Annotated in this window: 19 protein-coding genes; 14 read left to right on the top strand and 5 right to left on the bottom strand. The window is 70.2% G+C overall.

The features are described from left to right. A partial coding sequence (locus QIT00_RS34185; protein ID WP_282539378.1) for an acyl-CoA carboxylase subunit beta occupies window positions 1–874 on the top strand: 874 nt, incomplete at its 5' end. Window positions 875–931: 57 nt separating this feature from the next. Continuing rightward, entirely contained in the window at window positions 932–1150 is a 219-nt protein-coding gene (locus QIT00_RS34190) for an acyl-CoA carboxylase subunit epsilon (protein WP_282539379.1), read from the top strand. A gap of 236 nt (window positions 1151–1386) precedes the next feature. Here the strand turns inward: QIT00_RS34190 and QIT00_RS34195 are convergent, their stop codons facing one another. After that, complete coding sequence (locus QIT00_RS34195; protein ID WP_282539380.1) at window positions 1387–2592, bottom strand: SGNH/GDSL hydrolase family protein; 1206 nt, start codon at window positions 2590–2592, stop codon at window positions 1387–1389. Window positions 2593–2771: 179 nt separating this feature from the next. On the opposite strand from QIT00_RS34195, the gene mmpB reads away from it, so the two are divergent. From mmpB to QIT00_RS34215, 4 genes are all read left to right on the top strand, one after another. Next, complete coding sequence (mmpB, locus tag QIT00_RS34200) at window positions 2772–2900, top strand: morphogenic membrane protein MmpB (RefSeq protein ID WP_282517072.1); 129 nt, start codon at window positions 2772–2774, stop codon at window positions 2898–2900. A gap of 104 nt (window positions 2901–3004) precedes the next feature. Next, a complete protein-coding gene (locus QIT00_RS34205; protein ID WP_282539381.1) occupies window positions 3005–4471 on the top strand; it encodes a peptidoglycan D,D-transpeptidase FtsI family protein in 1467 nt (488 codons plus the stop codon). Between the two features lie 92 nt (window positions 4472–4563). Next, window positions 4564–5181, top strand: a complete 618-nt coding sequence (locus tag QIT00_RS34210) for a Maf family protein (RefSeq protein ID WP_282539382.1) — start codon at window positions 4564–4566, stop codon at window positions 5179–5181. A gap of 107 nt (window positions 5182–5288) precedes the next feature. Next, a complete protein-coding gene (locus QIT00_RS34215) occupies window positions 5289–6224 on the top strand; it encodes an LppU/SCO3897 family protein (protein ID WP_282539383.1) in 936 nt (311 codons plus the stop codon). 79 nt (window positions 6225–6303) lie between these two features. Here the strand turns inward: QIT00_RS34215 and QIT00_RS34220 are convergent, their stop codons facing one another. Continuing rightward, the gene (locus QIT00_RS34220; RefSeq protein WP_282539384.1) at window positions 6304–6765 is read right to left on the bottom strand and encodes a hypothetical protein; all 462 of its coding nucleotides are present in this window, start codon (window positions 6763–6765) and stop codon (window positions 6304–6306) included. 356 nt (window positions 6766–7121) lie between these two features. On the opposite strand from QIT00_RS34220, the gene QIT00_RS34225 reads away from it, so the two are divergent. Continuing rightward, window positions 7122–8894, top strand: a complete 1773-nt coding sequence (locus tag QIT00_RS34225) for an acetyl/propionyl/methylcrotonyl-CoA carboxylase subunit alpha (RefSeq protein ID WP_282539385.1) — start codon at window positions 7122–7124, stop codon at window positions 8892–8894. A 163-nt stretch (window positions 8895–9057) separates the two neighbouring features. Beyond that, window positions 9058–9660, top strand: coding sequence for a TetR/AcrR family transcriptional regulator (locus QIT00_RS34230; RefSeq protein WP_282539386.1), 603 nt, complete (start codon window positions 9058–9060; stop codon window positions 9658–9660). 153 nt (window positions 9661–9813) lie between these two features. Here QIT00_RS34230 and QIT00_RS34235 read toward each other — a convergent pair whose 3' ends face one another. After that, a complete protein-coding gene (locus QIT00_RS34235; protein WP_408909910.1) occupies window positions 9814–10752 on the bottom strand; it encodes a DeoR/GlpR family DNA-binding transcription regulator in 939 nt (312 codons plus the stop codon). A 221-nt stretch (window positions 10753–10973) separates the two neighbouring features. Next, window positions 10974–12452 (bottom strand): NAD(P)H-quinone dehydrogenase, encoded by a 1479-nt coding sequence (locus QIT00_RS34240; protein WP_282539416.1) that lies wholly within the window; start codon window positions 12450–12452, stop codon window positions 10974–10976. Between the two features lie 164 nt (window positions 12453–12616). On the opposite strand from QIT00_RS34240, the gene QIT00_RS34245 reads away from it, so the two are divergent. From QIT00_RS34245 to QIT00_RS34270, 6 genes are all read left to right on the top strand, one after another. Further along, on the top strand, window positions 12617–13054 hold the full coding sequence (locus QIT00_RS34245; RefSeq protein ID WP_282539388.1) for a gamma-glutamylcyclotransferase: 438 nt from the start codon (window positions 12617–12619) through the stop codon (window positions 13052–13054). A gap of 418 nt (window positions 13055–13472) precedes the next feature. After that, complete coding sequence (locus QIT00_RS34250) at window positions 13473–14285, top strand: purine-nucleoside phosphorylase (protein WP_282539389.1); 813 nt, start codon at window positions 13473–13475, stop codon at window positions 14283–14285. Between the two features lie 35 nt (window positions 14286–14320). Then, complete coding sequence (locus QIT00_RS34255) at window positions 14321–15976, top strand: phospho-sugar mutase (RefSeq protein WP_282539390.1); 1656 nt, start codon at window positions 14321–14323, stop codon at window positions 15974–15976. A gap of 182 nt (window positions 15977–16158) precedes the next feature. After that, a complete protein-coding gene (locus tag QIT00_RS34260; RefSeq protein WP_282539391.1) occupies window positions 16159–17373 on the top strand; it encodes a hypothetical protein in 1215 nt (404 codons plus the stop codon). Window positions 17374–17378: 5 nt separating this feature from the next. After that, window positions 17379–17834, top strand: a complete 456-nt coding sequence (locus QIT00_RS38810) for a hypothetical protein (RefSeq protein ID WP_349017224.1) — start codon at window positions 17379–17381, stop codon at window positions 17832–17834. A 1-nt stretch (window position 17835) separates the two neighbouring features. Then, a complete protein-coding gene (locus QIT00_RS34270; RefSeq protein WP_282539393.1) occupies window positions 17836–18609 on the top strand; it encodes a helix-turn-helix domain-containing protein in 774 nt (257 codons plus the stop codon). A 66-nt stretch (window positions 18610–18675) separates the two neighbouring features. Here the strand turns inward: QIT00_RS34270 and QIT00_RS34275 are convergent, their stop codons facing one another. Next, on the bottom strand, window positions 18676–19122 hold the full coding sequence (locus QIT00_RS34275; protein ID WP_282539394.1) for a hypothetical protein: 447 nt from the start codon (window positions 19120–19122) through the stop codon (window positions 18676–18678). Window positions 19123–19301 lie beyond the last annotated feature (179 nt).

Here is a 19301-nt window from a genome sequence, read left to right on the forward strand (position 1 = left end):
GGGCGATGAGAAGGACGCGATCGAGTACGTCAAGTCGCTGCTGTCGTATCTGCCGTCGAACAACCTCTCCGAGCCGCCGGCCTTCCCGGAGGAGGCGGATCTTCAGACGGGTGATGAGGACCGTGAGCTGGACACGCTGATCCCGGACAGTGCGAACCAGCCCTACGACATGCACACGGTGATCGAACACGTCCTGGACGACCAGGAGTTCCTGGAGACGCAGGCGATGTTCGCGCCGAACATCGTGACCGGTTTCGGGCGGGTCGAGGGCCATCCGGTGGGTGTGGTGGCGAACCAGCCGATGCAGTTCGCGGGCTGTCTGGACATCGACGCCTCGGAGAAGGCGGCGCGTTTCGTGCGGACCTGCGACGCGTTCAATGTGCCGGTGCTGACGTTCGTGGACGTCCCGGGCTTCTTGCCGGGGGTGGAGCAGGAGCACACCGGGATCATCCGGCGGGGTGCGAAGCTGATCTACGCGTACGCGGAGGCGACGGTTCCGCTGATCACGATCATCACGCGCAAGGCGTTCGGCGGGGCGTACGACGTGATGGGCTCCAAGCATCTCGGCGCGGATCTGAATCTGGCCTGGCCGACGGCGCAGATCGCGGTGATGGGCGCGCAGGGCGCGGTCAACATCCTGCACCGGCGCACGATCGCGGCGGCCGAGGAGTCCGAGCGCGAGGAGGTGCGCGCGCGGCTGATCCAGGAGTACGAGGACACGCTCCTGAACCCGTACACGGCGGCCGAACGCGGCTACATCGACGCGGTCGTGATGCCGTCCGAGACCCGCCGCCACATCGTCCGCGGACTGCGCACGCTGCGCAGCAAGCGGGAGTCCCTGCCGCCCAAGAAGCACGGCAACATCCCCCTGTAGACCCGTGCACCTGGAGACCCGTAGACCTGTAGACCCGTGGACCAGTCAGGAGGACCGATGATCAAGGTCGTACGGGGCAACCCGACCCCCGAGGAGCTGGCCGCCGCGTTGGCGGTGGTGCAGGCGCGGAGCGCCGCGCTGGCGTCCGATGGCGCGGGGGCGGAGGGTTCCGCCCCCGCGCCATCGGACGCGTGGTCCGACCCGGCGCGGGTGGCCCGCCACCGCCTGCCGCAGCCGGGGCCGTCGTCCTGGGCCCGCACGTACTGGCCCGGCTAGGGCGTTCTTCTCCCCTGCCCGCCCCTTCACGAAAGCTTGCAGCAGCTTCGGGGGCTACGCCCCCGGACCCCTGCTCCGTCGTTCGGCTGCCACGCCGCCGTAGCTGGTCGCGCAGTTCCCCGCGCCCCTGAAAACCAGCCCGTCCGGCGTTTGAGGACGAGCCCGAAGGGCGATCGGGGTCCGGGGCGGAGCCCCGGGAGCTGTCCGCAGGACTTCAGGGAAGGGGCGGGGAGGGGCTAGAGCACGCGGGCCAGCTCCCGCGCCATCCGCGCATACCCCGCATCGTTCGGATGCAGCGCGTCCCCGGAGTCGTACTCCGAAGCCAGCCGATCCGGATCGGACTTCGCGGCCAGCGCCTTGTCGAAGTCGACGTACGCGTCGTACTCACCGGACGTGCGGATCCAGTCGTTGACCTCGTCACTGACGCGCGCCGCGTGCGGACCCCAGTGGTCGGAGCCCTTCAGGGGCAGCAGCGTCGCGCCGACCACCCGGACTCCGCGCGCACGCGCCTGGCGGATCAACTCCCGGTGCCCGGCGATCAGTTCGCGGGCGGAGACGACCGGCGCCGGATGGAACGTCGGCCGGTCGTGCCCCTGCGCGTGGGCCTCGCTGAAGCCGATGTCGTTGAGGCCCTGGAGGACCACGGCCGTGGCGACGCCGGGCTGGTCCAGGACGTCCCGGGCGAAGCGCGCCGTGCCGCGTTCGCCGTACCAGGACGAGTCGTTGAGGACGAGGTTGCCGCCGATGCCCGCGTTGAGCACCGGCCCCTCGACGCGTTCGGCGAGCGCGTCGGACCAGCGGCGGTCGGCGCCCGGGGTGGAGCCGAAGCCGTCGGTGACGGAGTCCCCGAAGAGCACCACCGCGCCCGGGCCGGGCGCACCCCCGGCGACGTCGACCCCCGCGAGGTAGTACCAGGACTCGGTCCGCTCGGTGAACGCGTCGCCCGACACGGCGTCCAGCCGGTCGCCCTCGGCCCGGTAGGAGTCCGTGAAGCCCTGCGCGTGGAACGTGGCGGGTCCGGTCGTACCCGCGAAGTACAGCGTGACCGCCACCGGCTCGCCCCTGCCGAGCGGGAGTCGGACCGCGTCACTGGCGATCCGGCCGTACGCGGGGATCTCGGCCGAGCGCGCCCCGCCGAACGTGAGCCGCCCGACCGTGCCGGGCTCGACGGCCGCGCCGCCCGCGCCTCGGGCCACGGTGGCCCCGGTGATCCGCAGCGGCGCCGTGCCGTACGCGTTCGACAGCCGGACGCGGATCTCGTCGCCGGCGTGGGTGACGCGGACGATCTGACGCACGCTCTGGTGCGAGAAGCCCTGCTGCGACCAGTTCGGCGTGAAGCCGGTGCTGGGCGACTGCGGCGCGGCGGTCCAAGCGGCGGCCCAATCCTGCTGCGGGTTGACGAGGTCCCGCATGACGACGTCCTGCATGACGAGGTTCTGCATCACAAGATCCCTATCTCTCATCGGGGAGCCCTAACGGGTCTTGAGTTCCCTTAAGGCGCTCCGTACGGTAGCACCACACCTCGCACTAAAGGAACTGCGTTCCCGTTTAATTGGGTGAGGGCTCAACTGAGTACGCGTACTCAGGCGCCCCCGCCCCCGCAGCCGCGACCATCGACCTCATGCTCTGGTCCGACCCGAAAGACGAGCCACCGGAGGAACTCCGGGAAACTCAGGCGATGTTGAGGCGCGCCGGGCTCGTCCTCGCCCTCGCGATGATCCTGGCGATGCTCGTCCTCGGCGCACCCTGACCGGGACCGCCCCCGGCACGGCCCGCGGGCACCGGCGCAACCAAGGGGCCGTACCCTTCGTCCTACTTCCTCGGGATGGACAGATCGAAAGGGTTCGGTAGCCGGTGAACAGGCCACTGCGGCACATAGCCGTGTTCTGCGGGCTGCTCGTGCTCGCACTGCTGATACGCGCCAACTGGATCCAGTACGCGCAGAGCGAGCCGCTCGCCAAGCACGAGAAGAACCGGCGCGTGTCCATCGAGCGGTACGCGAAGGAGCGCGGCAACATCATCGTCGCCGGCAAGCCGATCACCGGCTCGAAGGCGGTCGAGGGCACGGACTTCAAGTACAAGCGCACCTTCAAGGACGGCGCGATGTACGCCCCGGTCACCGGGTACGCCTCACAGGCCTTCGGCGCCAACCAGCTGGAGGCGCTCAACGACGAACTGCTCTCCGGCACCGACGACCGGCTGTTCCTGAAGAACACCCTCAACATGTTCACCAACGACAAGCCGCGCGGCGGCGACGTCGTCACCACCATCGACCCGGCCGCGCAGAAGGCCGCCTACGAGGGCCTCGGCGACCTCAAGGGCGGCGTCGCGGCGCTCGACCCCGACACGGGCCGTGTCCTCGCCCTCGCCTCCACGCCGTCGTACGACCCGTCCACGTTCGCGGGCATGTCCGAGAAGGACTCGAAGGCCTGGCAGAAGCTCAACAAGGACAAGGACAAGCCGCTCCTCAACCGGGCCCTCAAGGAGACCTACGCGCCCGGCTCGACCTTCAAGGTGCTCACCGCGGCCGCCGCCATCGAGTCCGGCCGGGTCAGCGACATCAACGCCCCCACGGACACCCCCGAGCCGTGGACGCTGCCGGACACCAGGACCGAGCTGCCGAACCTGAACAAGAGCGGCGTCTGCGAGAACGCTTCGCTCAAGGTCGCCATGCAGTACTCCTGCAACACCGTCTTCGCCAAGCTCGCCGCCGAGATCGGCAAGGACGAGATGCGCGAGACCGCCGAGAAGTTCGGCTTCAACAACGGCGAACTGGACATTCCGGTACGGGCCGGCAAGTCCATCTACCCGACCGACATCAACAGGCCGCAGACCGCCCTCACCGGCATCGGCCAGGGCTCCCTGACCGCCAGTCCGCTGCAGATCGCCATGATCGCCTCCGCCATCGCCAACGACGGCAAGCTGATGGAGCCGCACATGATCGACGAGCTGCGCGGCCCGGACACGGACATTCTGGAGAAGACCGACCCCAAGGAGATGGCGCAGCCCATCTCCGCGGAGACCGCGGACAAGGTCCGCGAGGCCATGGTCTTCACCGCCGAGCAGGGATCGGGACAGCCCGCCCTGATCGACGGCATCGAGGTCGGCGCCAAGACCGGCACGGCCCAGCACGGCGTCGACAACAAGCTGCCGCCGTACGCCTGGTTCATCTCGTACGGGAAGAACGCGGAGGGCAAGAAGGTCGCCGTGGCCGTCTTCGTCGACCCGGGGCAGGACATTCCGCGCGACCAGATCGCGGGCGGCAAGCTCGGCGGTCCGATCGCGAAGGCGGTCATGGAGGCCGTCCTGAAGAAGGGCTGACGCCCTCTCGGCACCCACGGACCGGGCGCCCCACGAACCCTCTCGCTCGGGGAGGGAGTTCGTGGGGCGCTTGACGTCGATACCCTCTCCCCATGACCGATCAGCGCCGCCGCCTCGTCCTCGCCTCCCAGTCCCCCGCCCGGCTCGGGCTGCTCCGCCAGGCCGGACTCGAACCCGAGGTGATCGTCAGCGGGGTGGACGAGGACGCGCTCTCCGCGCCCACCCCCGCCGAACTGGCCCGCGTCCTGGCCGAGGCCAAGGCGAGCGCGGTCGCCGGGCGTGCGGAGGCCGCGGGCGCCCTGGTCGTCGGCTGCGACTCGGTGCTCGAACTCGACGGCGAGGCGCTCGGCAAGCCCGCCGACGCCGAGGAGGCCACCGCCCGCTGGAAGTCGATGCGCGGCCGCGCGGGCGTGCTGCAGACCGGGCACTGCGTGATCGACACGGCCACGGGACGCCGCACCTCGGCCACCGCCTCCACCACAGTCCGCTTCGGGGAGCCGTCCGACGCGGAGATCGCCGCGTACGTCGCGAGCGGTGAACCCCTGTACGTGGCAGGGGCGTTCACGCTCGACGGCCGCTCGGCGCCGTTCATCGACGGCATCGAGGGCGACCACGGCAACGTCATCGGCCTCAGCCTGCCGCTGCTGCGCAAGCTGCTCGCGGAGCTCGGCGTCGGCATCACCGAGCTGTGGAGCCCGGCCGCCTCCTGACCGGCCGTCTCCGGGGTGGCCGACCTCCCGGTCACCCCCTCACCCCCTGGATCCGGGTGCGGATAACATCCTCGGGCCAACCGCGTCGCACGTTCCGGGGGAGAAAGATGAGCAACTCGTTCGGCCCGCCCGAGGGCCAGTTCGGCCCGCCTCAGGGTCCGCCGGGACCGCCGCAGGGCGGCTCGGGCTTCGGACCCCCGCAAGGCCCTCCGCAAGGCCCTCCGCAGGGACCCCCGCAAGGCCCTCCGCCCGGCGCGCCGTTCGGCGGCCCGCCGCAGGGGCCGTTCCCGCCTCCGCCGCCGCGCCGCAACAACAACGCGGGGCTCGTCATCGGCATCGTCGGCACGCTGGTGCTCGCCCTGATCGTGGTCGGCGGACTCGCCTTCTGGTTCTTCGTACCCGGGAGCAGTGGCAGCAACAGCTCGTCCGACGCCCCCAGCGCCTCCGCCACCGACAGCACCTCCGGCACGTCCGGCTCCGGCGGCCTCGACTCCAAGCCCGGCACCGACGCCACCTCGGCCGCCCCCGACCCGACCGAGAGCGCCTTCAAGGACGTCACATCCGGCGACTGCCTGCCCCTGTGGGACACCGGCCACGGCGGTACGAGCACCGTCGAGTGGAGCTCCGAGCAGCCCCCGGACCCGGTCTCCTGCAAGAGCGACGACGCCCTGGTCCAGGTCACCGGCACCTCCGGCAGCTGCGACAGCGGTACGAACCAGGCCACCTGGACGTACTCCTCGCCCAGCTCGGGCGAGACCACCCGGCTCTGCCTCTCGCGGGTCTACCACAAGGGCGGCTGCTTCCTGGCCAACCAGAGCAACGGCAAGATCACCGGCATGGGCCCGATGACCGCCGTGGACTGCACGGCCAAGAAGGTGCCCAGCTCGTACAACCAGATCATGCACATCACGGGCGTCTACAACACGTCCAAGGGCACCGACGCCAGCCTCTGCCGACGCGTGCAGAACGACCAGACGACGTACTGGTCCTGGACCGTGGACGACGGCGACACCCTGCTCTGCACGATGGTCTACCAGGGCTGATCTCTTCGCAGGGCGATCAGGTCTCTGCGCAGGGCGATCAGGTCTCCGCGCAGGCCGATCAGGTCTCTTCGCAGCCGACTCAGGCGGGGTTCGGGCCGTTCACGGCGGCGGTCGCCTGCGTACCGTCCGAACCCTCCTCGTCCGCCCCGGCGCCCTTCCCGTACGCGACCAACGTCAGTACGAGCAGGCCGAGTACGACCATCAGGAACGCGAAGGCCGTCCAGCCCACCAGGCCCACGGAGAACGCGCCGAGCACCGCGTGCAGCACCGCGGCCGAGATCAGCAGGACGCGGCCGACGCCGCCGGGTGCCCGGTCGCGTACGCCCGTACGCAGCAACACCAGGCCGCACAGCAGGAGATAGAGCCCCATCAGGCCGCCCGCCACCCACGAGCCGACGGTCATCGCGTGCGGATCAAGGCCGGCCAGGGACATCTTCTGGTTGTCCACGACCAGCCCCAGGAACCAGTTCAGCCACGCGATGCCGGCCGCTTCCACGACGAGCACGAGCGCGGCCACCAAGGCCACCGGTCTGCGCGCCACCGCGCCCCACCCACTTCCCCACGCCGTTACCCCCGGTAGGTCCGAGGGCGCCGCAAACGCTACTAACGGGTAAACCGCGGGACAAGACTCCGCGGAGGGGCAAAGATTGCTACCGCCATTCGTAGGGACTCCACAAAGAAACCAGATCGGCCCTTGCTCTCGCAGACAGAGACCTGCGCCACACCGTCCCGTTACTGTGCGGTTCAGGATCCCGTCGTACCGTGGTGCGACAAGGGATTTCGGGACTCGAGCGCCCCTCGAATAACGCTCCGTGTGGGCAAGCTCACTATTGGGGACGGGTCGATACGCCGTGTCGGCAGTCCCTAAACTCAGCTTGTTTCAAGGAGGGAGCCAACGTGCGCAAGGTGCTCATCGCCAACCGTGGCGAAATCGCTGTCCGCGTGGCCCGGGCGTGCCGGGATGCTGGGATCGCGAGTGTGGCCGTCTACGCCGATCCGGACCGGGACGCCCTGCATGTCCGTGCGGCCGACGAGGCGTTCGCTCTGGGCGGTGACACCCCGGCCACCAGCTATCTGGACATGGCCAAGGTGCTGGCCGCGGCGAAGGACTCGGGTGCGGACGCGATCCACCCCGGTTACGGGTTCCTCTCCGAGAACGCGGAGTTCGCGCAGGCGGTCCTGGACGCGGGTCTGATCTGGATCGGCCCGGGACCGGCGGCGATCCGTGACCTGGGTGACAAGGTCGCCGCCCGGCACATCGCGCAGCGTGCGGGTGCTCCGCTGGTGGCGGGCACCCCGGACCCGGTCTCGGGTGCGGACGAGGTGGTGGCGTTCGCCGAGGAGCACGGTCTGCCGATCGCGATCAAGGCCGCCTTCGGTGGTGGCGGTCGTGGTCTGAAGGTGGCCCGCACCCTTCAGGAGGTGCCGGAGCTGTACGACTCGGCGGTGCGTGAGGCGGTCGCGGCGTTCGGCCGGGGTGAGTGCTTCGTGGAGCGCTACCTGGACAAGCCGCGGCATGTGGAGACGCAGTGCCTGGCCGACACCCACGGCAACGTGGTCGTGGTCTCCACGCGTGACTGCTCGCTGCAGCGCCGCCACCAGAAGCTGGTCGAGGAGGCCCCCGCGCCGTTCCTGTCCGAGGCGCAGAACGCGGAGCTGTACCGGGCGTCGAAGGCCATCCTGAAGGAGGCCGGTTACGTCGGTGCGGGCACCGTGGAGTTCCTGGTCGGCCTGGACGGCACGATCTCCTTCCTGGAGGTCAACACCCGTCTGCAGGTCGAGCACCCGGTCACCGAGGAGGTCACCGGGATCGACCTCGTACGCGAGATGTTCCGGATTGCCGACGGCGAGGAGCTCGGCTACGGCGACCCGGAGATCCGCGGGCACAGCTTCGAGTTCCGTATCAACGGTGAGGACCCGGGCCGTAACTTCCTGCCCGCGCCCGGCACGGTCACCGAGTTCGTGGCGCCGACCGGTCCGGGTGTGCGCCTGGACGCGGGCGTGGAGTCCGGTTCGGTGATCGGTCCGGCCTGGGACTCGCTCCTTGCCAAGCTGATCGTCACCGGTGCGAGCCGTCAGCAGGCGCTGCAGCGTGCAGCGCGTGCGCTGGCGGAGTTCAGGGTCGAGGGCATGGCGACCGCGCTGACGTTCCACCGGGCGGTGGTGGTCGATGAGGCGTTCGGGCCCGAACTGGGCGGCTCCAGCGAGCCGTTCAAGGTCCACACCCGCTGGATCGAGACGGAGTTCGTCAACGAGATCAAGCCGTTCACGGCCGGTCCCGCCGAGGCGGAGGAGGACGAGACGGGCCGTGAGACCGTCGTCGTCGAGGTCGGCGGCAAGCGCCTGGAGGTCTCGCTGCCCTCGTCGCTGGGGATGAGCCTGGCGCGTACGGGTCTGGCGGCGGGTGCGAAGCCCAAGCGTCGGGCGGCGAAGAAGTCCGGTCCGGCCGCCTCCGGTGACACCCTGGCGTCCCCGATGCAGGGCACGATCGTCAAGGTCGCCGTGGAGGAGGGCCAGGAGGTCAAGGAGGGCGACCTCGTCGTCGTCCTGGAGGCCATGAAGATGGAACAGCCCCTCAACGCCCACAAGTCCGGCACCGTCAAGGGCCTGACCGCGGAGGTCGGCAACTCCCTCACCTCCGGCGCCGCGATCTGCGAGATCAAGGACTGACGTCCGAGACGCGCGTACGACGAAGGGCTCCCGGTTCCGTACCGGGAGCCCTTCGTCGTACCCACGCGCCCCTGGGTGCGTCCGGTGACCGGCCGTTCGCGCACCGTACGGGGTGGCATCCTGGAAGCAGACCAGGGCCGAGGGGCCAGGGAGGACGGCTGTGATGACGACCAGCACCGGGCGAACCGGCGCGGTGCCCGCCGCGGCGCGTCCGATGCGTGCGGATGCGCGGCGCAACTACGACCGGCTGCTCGCCGAGGGCCGTGCCGCGTTCGCCGAGCACGGCACGGACGCGTCCCTGGAGGACATCGCGCGCCGCGCGGGCGTCGGGATCGGCACGCTGTACCGGCACTTCCCGAACCGGCAGGCGCTGCTGAGCGCGGTCTTCGAGGACGCGGTGCGCGCGCTGCTCACCCGCTCGCGCGAGCTGCTCGACGACCCGCAGCCGTGCGCCGCGCTCGTGGAGTGGCTGCGGGCGCTCGTGACGCACGCGGGCGAGTACCGCGGCCTGTCCCGGGCCCTCATGTCGGTCTCGCGGGACGACAGTTCGGCCCTGGCGCGGTGCAGCGCGCCGATGCGCGAGGCGGGCGGCGCCCTGCTCGTACGGGCGCAGGAGGCCGGGTCGGTGCGCTCGGACATCACGATCGGCGATCTGCTCCAGCTGACCAACGCGATCGCGCTGGCCGCTGAAGAGACGCCGGGGGACCCGGAGTTGGCGGATCGGTTGCTGATGCTTACGCTGCGCGGGCTCAAGTCGGGTACGTAGGCTTACGTGGACCGATCGGCGCCGTCGACCTGCGCGCCCTCGATCGCCCTTCGGGCTCGTCCTCAAGCGCCGGACGGGCTGATATTGCCGACCGTGGCCGACAGCGCCGCCCTGCGACGCCGCACAACAAGCAAGCAGCAGAAGGCAGTAGATCTACCTGCGCCTCAAGTCCGCCACCCTGGCCGCCCGTTCGCGTTCCCGGTCGCCCGGGGCCGGGTCGGTCAGGGCGCTCGCCGCGCGCAGGGTCGGCGGGCCCGGTGTGACGTTCCTCCGCTGGCCCGGCAGGGGGACGTCCCGGCGCTGTGGAGGGCCCGGCTGCACCGGGTCGGCGGCGCCGCCCGATGGAGTCGCGCCCGCCACCGCGACCTGGACGCCCTGGTCGGCGAGGGCCTGCAGTTCGGTGGCCGCGCGTTCGTCGTGCACCGGGGGTTCGTCCGTGACGAGCCGGGTGATGACGTCCGTGGGCACCGTCTGGAACATGGTGTCGGTGCCGAGCTTGGTGTGGTCGGCGAGGACCACCACCTCCGCGGCGGCCTGCACCAGGGCCCGGTCGACGCTCGCCGAGAGCATGTTGGACGTGGACAGGCCGCGCTCCGCGGTCAGCCCGCTCCCGGAGAGGAAGGCGCGCGACACCCGCAGCCCCTGGAGGGACTGCTCGGCTCCGCTGCCCACGAGGGCGTAGTTGGAGCCGCGCAGGGTGCCGCCGGTCATGACGACCTCCACGCGGTTGGCGTGCGCCAGCGCCTGGGCGACGAGCAGGGAGTTGGTGACGACGGTCAGGCCGGGGACGCGGGCGAGCCGGCGGGCCAGCTCCTGGGTCGTGGTACCCGCGCCGACGACGATGGCCTCGCCCTCTTCGACGAGGCCCGCGGCGAGATCGGCGATGGCCGTCTTCTCGGCCGTCGCGGACAGCGACTTCTGCGGGAAGCCGGACTCACGCGTGAATCCGCCCGGGAGGACCGCGCCGCCGTGGCGGCGGTCGAGGAGTCCTTCGGCCTCCAGCGCCCGCACATCCCGCCGTACGGTCACTTCGGAGGTCTGGACTACGCGGGCGAGCTCCCGGAGCGAAACCGCTCCGTTGGCCCGCACCATTTCGAGGATCAATTGGCGACGTTCTGCAGCGAACACGAAACTGACAGTAACCCCAACGACCGTCTGCTTTCAGCAGTTTGCGCCGAATAACAGAAGTTGTTCGCATGGTCCGACGCGAAGTGGTATACGCAAGGCCCAGTCCCCCGGCATAGTCCGGGCGACTGGGCCAATGACGTCGTACGAGGGTCAACGCACCCTCGGAGCAGGGGCTTTACGGGCTGCTACGCCTCGCCCGCCGTCTTGCGCGTGTGCAACTGCCGGGCGACCTCGGCGATCGAGCCGGACAGTGAGGGGTAGACGGTGAACGCATTCGCGATCTGTTCCACCGTCAAGTTGTTGTCGACCGCGATCGAGATGGGGTGGATCAGTTCCGAAGCGCGCGGCGAGACGACCACGCCGCCGACGACGATGCCGGTGCCGGGACGGCAGAAGATCTTCACGAAGCCGTCCCGGATGCCCTGCATCTTGGCGCGCGGGTTGCGAAGCAACGGCAGCTTCACCACGCGGGCGTCGATCCTGCCGCCGTCGACGTCGGCCTGGCTGTAGCCGACCGTGGCGATCTCGGGGTCGGTGAAGACGTTCGCGGAGACGGTCTTGAGGTTCAGCGGCGTCACCGCGTCGCCCAGGAAGTGGTACATCGCGATCCGGCCCTGCATGGCGGCGACCGACGCGAGCGCGAAGACACCGGTCACGTCACCGGCCGCGTACACGCCGGGGGCGGTGGTGCGGGACACCTTGTCGGTCCAGATGTGGCCCGAGTCCTTCACGCGGACCCCGGCCTCCTCCAGGCCCATGCCGCTGCTGTTCGGGACCGCGCCGACCGCCATCAGGCAGTGCGTACCGGTGATGACGCGGCCGTCGGCGAGCGTGACCTCGACGCGGTCGCCGACGCGCTTGGCGGAGGCGGCGCGCGAGCGGGCCATAACGTTCATGCCGCGGCGCCGGAACACGTCCTCCAGGACGGCGGCGGCGTCCGGGTCCTCGCCGGGCAGCACGCGGTCGCGGGAGGAGACGAGCGTGACCTTGGAGCCGAGCGCCTGGTAGGCACCGGCGAACTCGGCGCCCGTGACACCGGAACCGACCACGATGAGCTCCTCGGGAAGCTCGTCCAGGTCGTACACCTGCGTCCAGTTGAGGATGCGCTCGCCGTCCGGCAGGGCGTCGGGGATCTCGCGCGGCTGGCCGCCGGTCGCGATCAGGACGGCGTCGGCGGTGAGGATCTCCTCGCTCCCGTCCGCCGCGGTCACGACGACCTTCCGCGATCCGTCCATCGCCTGCTGCCCGTCGAGCCGGCCGCGGCCGCGCATCACCCGGGCGCCGGCGCGTGTCACGGACGCCGTGATGTCGTGCGACTGGGCGAGCGCGAGCCGCTTCACGCGCCGGTTGACCTTGCCGAGGTCCACGCCGACGACGCGAGCGGCCTGGTCGATGTGCGGGGTGTCGTCCTCGACGATGATGCCCAGCTCTTCGTACGAGGAGTCGAAGGTGGTCATCACCTCGGCCGTCGCGATGAGGGTCTTGGACGGCACGCAGTCGGTGAGCACCGACGCCCCGCCCAGACCGTCGCAGTCGACGACGGTCACCTCCGCGCCGAGTTGGGCGGCCACCAGGGCCGCCTCGTATCCGCCGGGTCCGCCGCCGATGATCACGATCCGGGTCAAGGGATTTACGCCTCGCGCTCTCGTTTCCGGCCCGCCCAGCGCGGTTCCGGCCGGGGGTCCGGGGGTCGCCCCCCGGGCAGATGCAGTACGTACTCCATTGTCCCGCACGCTTCAAGCTGCTTCTCCCCGGGGCCCTCCAGTGGGGTACGACGGGCTCGCGAGACCGCACGACCTGCGGCGGTCACTGTCGTACCCTCGGTCCCATGTCGCTCTACGCCGCGTACGCCGGCAATCTCGACGCGCGGCTCATGTCCCGCCGCGCCCCGTACTCGCCGCTGCGCGCCACTGGCTGGCTCAACGGCTGGCGGCTGACGTTCGGCGGCGAGCACATGGGCTGGGAAGGCGCGCTCGCCACGATCGTGGAGGCCCCGCGCTCCCAGGTCTTCGTCGCGCTCTACGACATCGCGCCCATGGACGAGGAGTCCATGGACCGCTGGGAGGGCGTCGGCATGGACATCTACCGCCGCATGCGGATCCGGGTGGAGACCCTGGAGGGCGAGATGCCCGCCTGGGTGTACGTCCTGAACGGCTACGAGGGCGGCCTCCCCTCGGCCCGCTACCTCGGCGAGATCGCCGACGCGGCGGAGTCGGCGGGGGCGCCGCACGATTATGTGATGTCTCTGCGGAAACGGCCCTGCTGAGGTCGGCAGCTGGTCGCCCTCCGGGGGCTCCGCCCCCCCGAACCCCCGCTCCTCAGACGCCGGAGGGGCTGAATTCTCCGCCCGTCGTCCGGCTGCCGCGCCGTCGTGGCCGGTCGCGCAGTTCCCCGCGCCCCTGAAAAACGAGCCCGTCCGGCAAATCCAGCCCGTCCGGCGTTTGAGGACGAGCGCGCAGCGCGATCAGACGGCGCCGCAGGCTTTCGGGAAGGGGCGGGGAGGGGCACCCATCCAGCCTGTCCGGCGCTTGAGGACGAGCACGATGGGCGATCGGGGGTCCGGGGGCGGAGCCCCCAGGGACGGCGCTCCACGACCACCTTGGCGGAACGTACAACGCAACGATCGCGACACTGTTTGCGGCAGCATCTACGCGCGTAGGACGACAACAGCTACCCTCAACCGCGTGAACGCTTCCGTAACCCCCACCGACCCGTACGCCGCCGCAGACGCCGCCGCCGCGCGGCTGCGTGAGATCACCGGCGCTGAGACCCATGACGTCGCCCTCGTGATGGGGTCGGGCTGGGCCCCCGCCGTGGACGCGCTCGGCACGCCCGAGGCCGAGTTCCCCGTCACCGAACTGCCCGGCTTCCCGCCGCCCGCCGTCGAGGGCCACGGCGGCAAGATCCGGTCGTACAAGACCGGTGACAAGCGCGCCCTGGTCTTCCTCGGCCGCACCCACTACTACGAGGGCCGCGGCGTCGCCGCCGTCGCGCACGGTGTGCGTACGGCCGTGGCCGCGGGCTGCAAGACCGTCGTCCTGACCAACGGCTGCGGCGGCCTGCGCGAGGGCATGCGCCCCGGTCAGCCGGTCCTGATCAGCGACCACCTGAACCTGACGGCGACGTCGCCGATCGTCGGCGCCAACTTCGTCGACCTCACCGACCTGTACTCGCCGCGCCTGCGCGCCCTGTGCAAGGAGGTCGACGCGAGCCTGGAGGAGGGCGTGTACGCGCAGTTCCCCGGCCCGCACTACGAGACCCCGGCCGAGGTCCGCATGGCCGGTGTCCTCGGCGCCGACCTGGTCGGCATGTCCACGGTCCTGGAGGCCATCGCCGCCCGCGAGGCCGGCGCCGAGGTGCTCGGCATCTCCCTGGTCACCAACCTGGCCGCGGGCCTGTCCGGCGAGCCCCTCAACCACGAGGAGGTCCTCCAGGCCGGCCGCGACTCCGCCGCCCGCATGGGCGCCCTGCTCACCCAGGTCCTCGGCCGGATCTGAGACGCGCACCCGTACGAGGAGAGGCTGAGGCAGACGTGCAGGCAGACACACCCGACGACGAGCTGATCACCCGGGCCAGGGCCTGGCTGGCCGAGGACCCCGACCCCGAGACCCGGGAGGAGCTGGCCAAGCTCATCGACGCCGAGGCGCACGAGGAGCTGGCCGACCGGTTCTCCGGCACCCTCCAGTTCGGCACCGCCGGACTGCGCGGCGAGCTGGGCGCGGGCCCGATGCGGATGAACCGCTCCGTCGTCATCCGCGCGGCCGCGGGCCTGGCCGCGTACCTGCGCGCGCAGGGCGAGGCGGGCGGGCTCGTGGTCATCGGGTACGACGCGCGGTACAAGTCGGCGGACTTCGCGCGGGACACGGCGGCCGTGATGACGGGCGCCGGGCTGCGCGCGGCGGTCCTCCCCCGCCCGCTGCCCACCCCCGTCCTGGCCTTCGCCATACGGCACCTGGGCGCGGTCGCGGGCGTGGAGGTCACGGCCTCGCACAACCCGCCGCGCGACAACGGCTACAAGGTGTACCTGGGCGACGGCTCGCAGATCGTGCCCCCGGCCGACGCGGACATCGCCGCCGAGATCGACGCGGTGGGCGCCCTGGCCGACGTACCGCGCCCTTCGGAGGGCTGGGAGACGCTGGGCGAGTCGGTCCTGGAGGCGTACCTGGCGCGTACGGACGCGGTGCTCGCCGCCGGCTCCCCCCGTACGGCCCGTACCGTCTACACGCCCATGCACGGCGTCGGCAAGGAGACCCTGCTGGCCGCGTTCGCGCGGGCCGGGTTCCCCGAGCCGGTCGTGGTGCCCGAACAGGCCGAGCCGGACCCGGACTTCCCGACGGTTGCCTTCCCGAACCCGGAGGAGCCGGGCGCGATGGACCTGTCCTTCGCGGCGGCCCGTTCCCAGGCTGAGGCTCCGGACCTGGTCATCGCCAACGACCCGGACGCGGACCGCTGCGCGGTGGCGGTGCACGACTCCTCGGCGAGTGGCTGGCGGATGCTGCGCGGCGACGAGGTGGGCGCGCTCCTCGCTGCGCACCTGGTCAAGCGGGGCGTGACCGGGACCTTCGCGGAGTCGATCGTCTCGTCGTCCCTGCTTGGCCGGATCGCTTCGGCGGCGGGTCTGGCGTACGAGGAAACCCTCACCGGCTTCAAGTGGATCGCCCGCGTGGACGGCCTGCGGTACGGCTACGAGGAGGCGCTCGGCTACTGCGTCGACCCCGAGGGCGTACGCGACAAGGACGGCATCACGGCCGCGCTGCTCGTCACGGAACTGGCCTCGGAGCTGAAGGACCAGGGCCGTACGCTGCTCGACCTCCTCGACGACCTGGCCGTCGAGCACGGCGTGCACGCGACGGACCAGCTGTCGGTGCGGGTCGAGGACCTGTCGGTCATCGCGGCGGCGATGCGGCGCCTGCGCGAGCAGCCGCCGACGGAGCTGGCGGGCCTGCCGGTGACGCTGGCGGAGGACCTGACGCAGGGCACGGCCACGCTGCCCCCGACGGACGGCCTGCGCTACACCCTCTCCGGCGCCCGGGTCATCGTCCGGCCCAGCGGTACGGAGCCGAAGCTGAAGTGCTACTTGGAGGCGGTCGTTCCGGTCGCTTCGGATGGCCTGGTCGCTGCCCGGGCGAAGGCGGCGGAGCTGCTTGCGGCGCTGAAGCGGGATCTGGCTGCGGCGGCGGGTATCTGAGCCTGCTCGATGCTCTCGGGGCGGCGGTGACTTCGACATCACCGCCGCCCTTTCCCGTACCGCCCGGCCACCTGAACGGGTGATTCCCGCAGGGCACTTGACGCAGCGGGGCGGGAGGGGTGGTGGCCCGCAAGGAAGGTGGACCGGTCCGCGCCCGACCGAACCCCAGGAGCTGCCCGCCCGTGTCCGCCCCCACCGAGGCCGTCCGCCGCGCCCTCCCCACCTCCCGGCGCCCCCGCCCCCGTCCCCGTCCCCGGGGCGCGCCCCCACCCCGCGCGGACCTCCCCCGCCGCATCGTCCGCGCCCTGCGCCACGCGGCCCCCGCGCTCTACGGCTACGCCTGCGTACGCCTCTTCTGCCTCCTCGCCGTCTCCCTCTGGGCCCACCGGGAGGGCCAGGGCCTCTGGCCGATCCTGGCGAACTCCTGGGACTCGTCCTGGTACCTGGGCATCGCGGAGAACGGCTACGCGCGGGAGCTGGGCACGGCGTACGACACGAACAACCTGGCGTTCTTCCCGCTGTACCCGTTGGCGGTACGGGCCCTGTCGTGGGCCCTGCCCGGTTCGTCGGCGAGCGTGGGCCTGCTGGTGGCGGTGGTGGGGTCGTTCTTCGCGGCCTGGGGCATCTTCGCGGTGGGCGCGCGGCTGCACGGCCGCAGGGTGGGTGTGTGCCTGGCACTGCTGTGGGGCGGACTGCCGGTCGGCCTGGTCCAGTGGATGGGCTACACGGAGTCCCTGTTCACGGCCTTCGCGGCCTGGTCGCTCTACGCCTGCCTGACGGGCCGCTGGGTGTGGGCGGGCACGCTGGCGTCGCTGGCGGGGCTCACTCGGCCTACGGGGCTGGCGCTGGCGGCGGCGGTGTCGTTGGGAGCGCTTTCGGCTCTGCGGCGGGGCTTCTCGTGGCGTGCGCTGGTGGGCGGGTTTCTGGCCCCTCTGGGCTGGCTGTCGTACGTGGGCTGGGTCGGCCTCCGACTCGGCCGCTGGGACGGCTACTTCGCGGTCCAGAAGCTGTGGCACAACCATGTGGACGGCGGCGCGTACACATTGCGCAGACTGGACGACCACTTCCTCGACGACTCGACACCCGAACTGTTCCTGATCCTGGTCTCGTTGGTGCTGATCGCGTCGGCAATCCTCTTCGTACGCTCCGTACTGGACCGCCAGCCCCTGGTACTCCTCGCCTTCACGGGCCTGCTGCTGGCCATCGTGCTGGGCAGCGGAGGCGTCTACTTCTCCCGAGCCCGCTTTCTGCTACCGGGCTTCCCCCTGCTGCTGCCCTTGGCATTGCTATTGGCCCGCGCCTCGCTGCGGCATGCGGTGGCTTGGGTGGGGGGTGTTGTGCTGGTGGCGGCTTATTGCGGGGGGTACATGGTTTTGGTTTGGCGTAGTGCGCCTTGAGGGGCGTGGGCGTTGCTGGGCAGCCCTCGACTCTCGGCTACGCGCAAGGCATCGGTGAGCGCCTCGCTCAACCGCCGCCCGAGAAAGCGAAGTTCGCCGACGGAGACCCGTGGGCACTCCAACAGCTCTCGCGCATGCCCCAACAACTGCTGTGCCATGGCGAGTTGGACGCACTCGATTTCGTCGGCGATACGGGACACCGGACCGTTGCCGTCACCGAGAACGAAGCACGGCTTGCCGTCATCGCTGCTCCAGGGGAGGAGGCGCAGGGCGGTGCGGTGATCCCGGTCGGGGAAAGGGACTTGGCTCATCGATTGCGGCTCCCGCTTCCGTCGAGGTTGTGTCCCGCCATCGTCGGTGGCGGGGAGTGCCCTTGCGACGGCTTTGGCGGCGTCATCGGGGTGTCACTCGAAGGCGTCAAACCGGTGTCATCGGCGACCGGCGGCCGCTACGGTCAATGACATGACGACTGAGCTGCACGCGACGAACGACGTGCTCCGGGCCGTACGGATCAGCCTGCGCATGAGCCAGGACGACCTGGCGAAAGCATTGCGTCGCGCGGGGGAAGAGCTGGGCGAACCCAACGACGCGAGCAAGCGACTCGTACAACGCTGGGAGTCAGGAGTCAGCCGCGCCCCACGCCCCGTGTACGCGCGGGCACTTGAGCACGTCACCGGCCGCCCGGTGGAGTCCCTCGGCTTCGCCCTCCCTGTGCCGGTGGCGCGCGTGCACTCCGACGGAAAGGGAGGCCATGACATGGACGCCGCCGCCCCGGATGGTGCCGCCGCGGAGACCGAGTCCCCTCAACCCGCCACAGCCACGGCGAACTACTCCGGAATCTGGCTGTCCCGCTACGAGTACTACAGCTCGGGCCGAGGCGAGACCTTCGAGGCCAAGCACTACGTCGTAGTACTCCAGCACGGCGACAAGCTGACCGGCCAAAGCCTCCCCGGGGCATCGAGCAACCCCGACAGTCCTCTGACTCTCGACCTCACCCTGGACCGCAACGTGGTCACGGGCACCTGGACCGAACAAACAGCCCGCGCCGGCTACTACCAGGGCGCGCGCTACCACGGAGCGGTCCAGATGCTGATCGAGCCGACTGGCCGCCGTATGGCTGGGAAGTGGATCGGCTTCGGCAAGGACTTCGACGTGAACTCTGGGCCTTGGGAGTTGCTGCTTGTGGAGACGTCTACAAATAAGGCGACACTGGAAGGGTTTAAACGTGCACCTTAATTAGCACCGGCGGCCGCCCTCTCGACACGCGCTTATACCTGAATGCCCGATTCGACAATCACGAAATCACTCCCTGTGCACCGAATGGAACCACACGACAGGGCCGTCCTCTGTATTCGCGCATCCAACTTCGAAAGATTTGGACGGGAATGATTCACGGAGAGCGATCCCCCAGGACTTGGCGGTCATCTCTGCAAGCTCCATCAACACTGCCCGATCCTCCGGCAAGTCATCATTCTCGATAATATCGCCCAGGATAAGCCGGTTAAGGGTGGCCTCCACCGCCGGAACATCACCTTCAAACCGGCGGAACCACTCCCTAAAATTGCTCACCTCATATGAGCGACGCCAAAGAACACAACCTTCGACCTCCACAAAGTCTGGCCAAATAACGTGATAGATGGCCAACCATGTACCCAATGATGCGTTGCGCGTGAGAAAATCGACAGAGTCAAGGCTTCCAGAGTGCTCCTCAATCCAGGACTTGACCTCTGGATAGGCAGCCGGGTCCATAAAGTCGCTCCCCTTTCCGATTGATTCACAGAGGCAATTCGTCAGGCCGAGCAGGCCGTGGCATCTTCTTCCACGTTACAAACTCTTCCCCGGTCCTCGGGTTTCTGTGCCTCTCAGTCTCAAGTACGTGAGGTGCGGGCACTCGAACGTCGTGATCGCGCCCGCAGCCCGTTCGCGCC

The sequence above is a fragment of the Streptomyces luteolus genome (assembly GCF_029968015.1).
Lineage (GTDB): Bacteria > Actinomycetota > Actinomycetes > Streptomycetales > Streptomycetaceae > Streptomyces > Streptomyces luteolus.

What these genes read in the sequence shown, in the direction of transcription:
- QIT00_RS34190 (WP_282539379.1), top strand. Translation starts at nt 932, where the DNA reads ATGATCAAGGTCGTACGGGGCAACCCGACCCCCGAGGAGCTGGCCGCC.
- mmpB (WP_282517072.1), top strand. Translation starts at nt 2,772, where the DNA reads ATGCTCTGGTCCGACCCGAAAGACGAGCCACCGGAGGAACTCCGGGAA.
- QIT00_RS34210 (WP_282539382.1), top strand. Translation starts at nt 4,564, where the DNA reads ATGACCGATCAGCGCCGCCGCCTCGTCCTCGCCTCCCAGTCCCCCGCC.
- QIT00_RS34215 (WP_282539383.1), top strand. Translation starts at nt 5,289, where the DNA reads ATGAGCAACTCGTTCGGCCCGCCCGAGGGCCAGTTCGGCCCGCCTCAG.
- QIT00_RS34230 (WP_282539386.1), top strand. Translation starts at nt 9,058, where the DNA reads ATGACGACCAGCACCGGGCGAACCGGCGCGGTGCCCGCCGCGGCGCGT.
- QIT00_RS34270 (WP_282539393.1), top strand. Translation starts at nt 17,836, where the DNA reads ATGACGACTGAGCTGCACGCGACGAACGACGTGCTCCGGGCCGTACGG.
- QIT00_RS34245 (WP_282539388.1), top strand. Translation starts at nt 12,617, where the DNA reads ATGTCGCTCTACGCCGCGTACGCCGGCAATCTCGACGCGCGGCTCATG.
- QIT00_RS34195 (WP_282539380.1), bottom strand. Translation starts at nt 2,592, where the DNA reads ATGCAGAACCTCGTCATGCAGGACGTCGTCATGCGGGACCTCGTCAAC.
- QIT00_RS34235 (WP_408909910.1), bottom strand. Translation starts at nt 10,752, where the DNA reads ATGGTGCGGGCCAACGGAGCGGTTTCGCTCCGGGAGCTCGCCCGCGTA.
- QIT00_RS34275 (WP_282539394.1), bottom strand. Translation starts at nt 19,122, where the DNA reads ATGGACCCGGCTGCCTATCCAGAGGTCAAGTCCTGGATTGAGGAGCAC.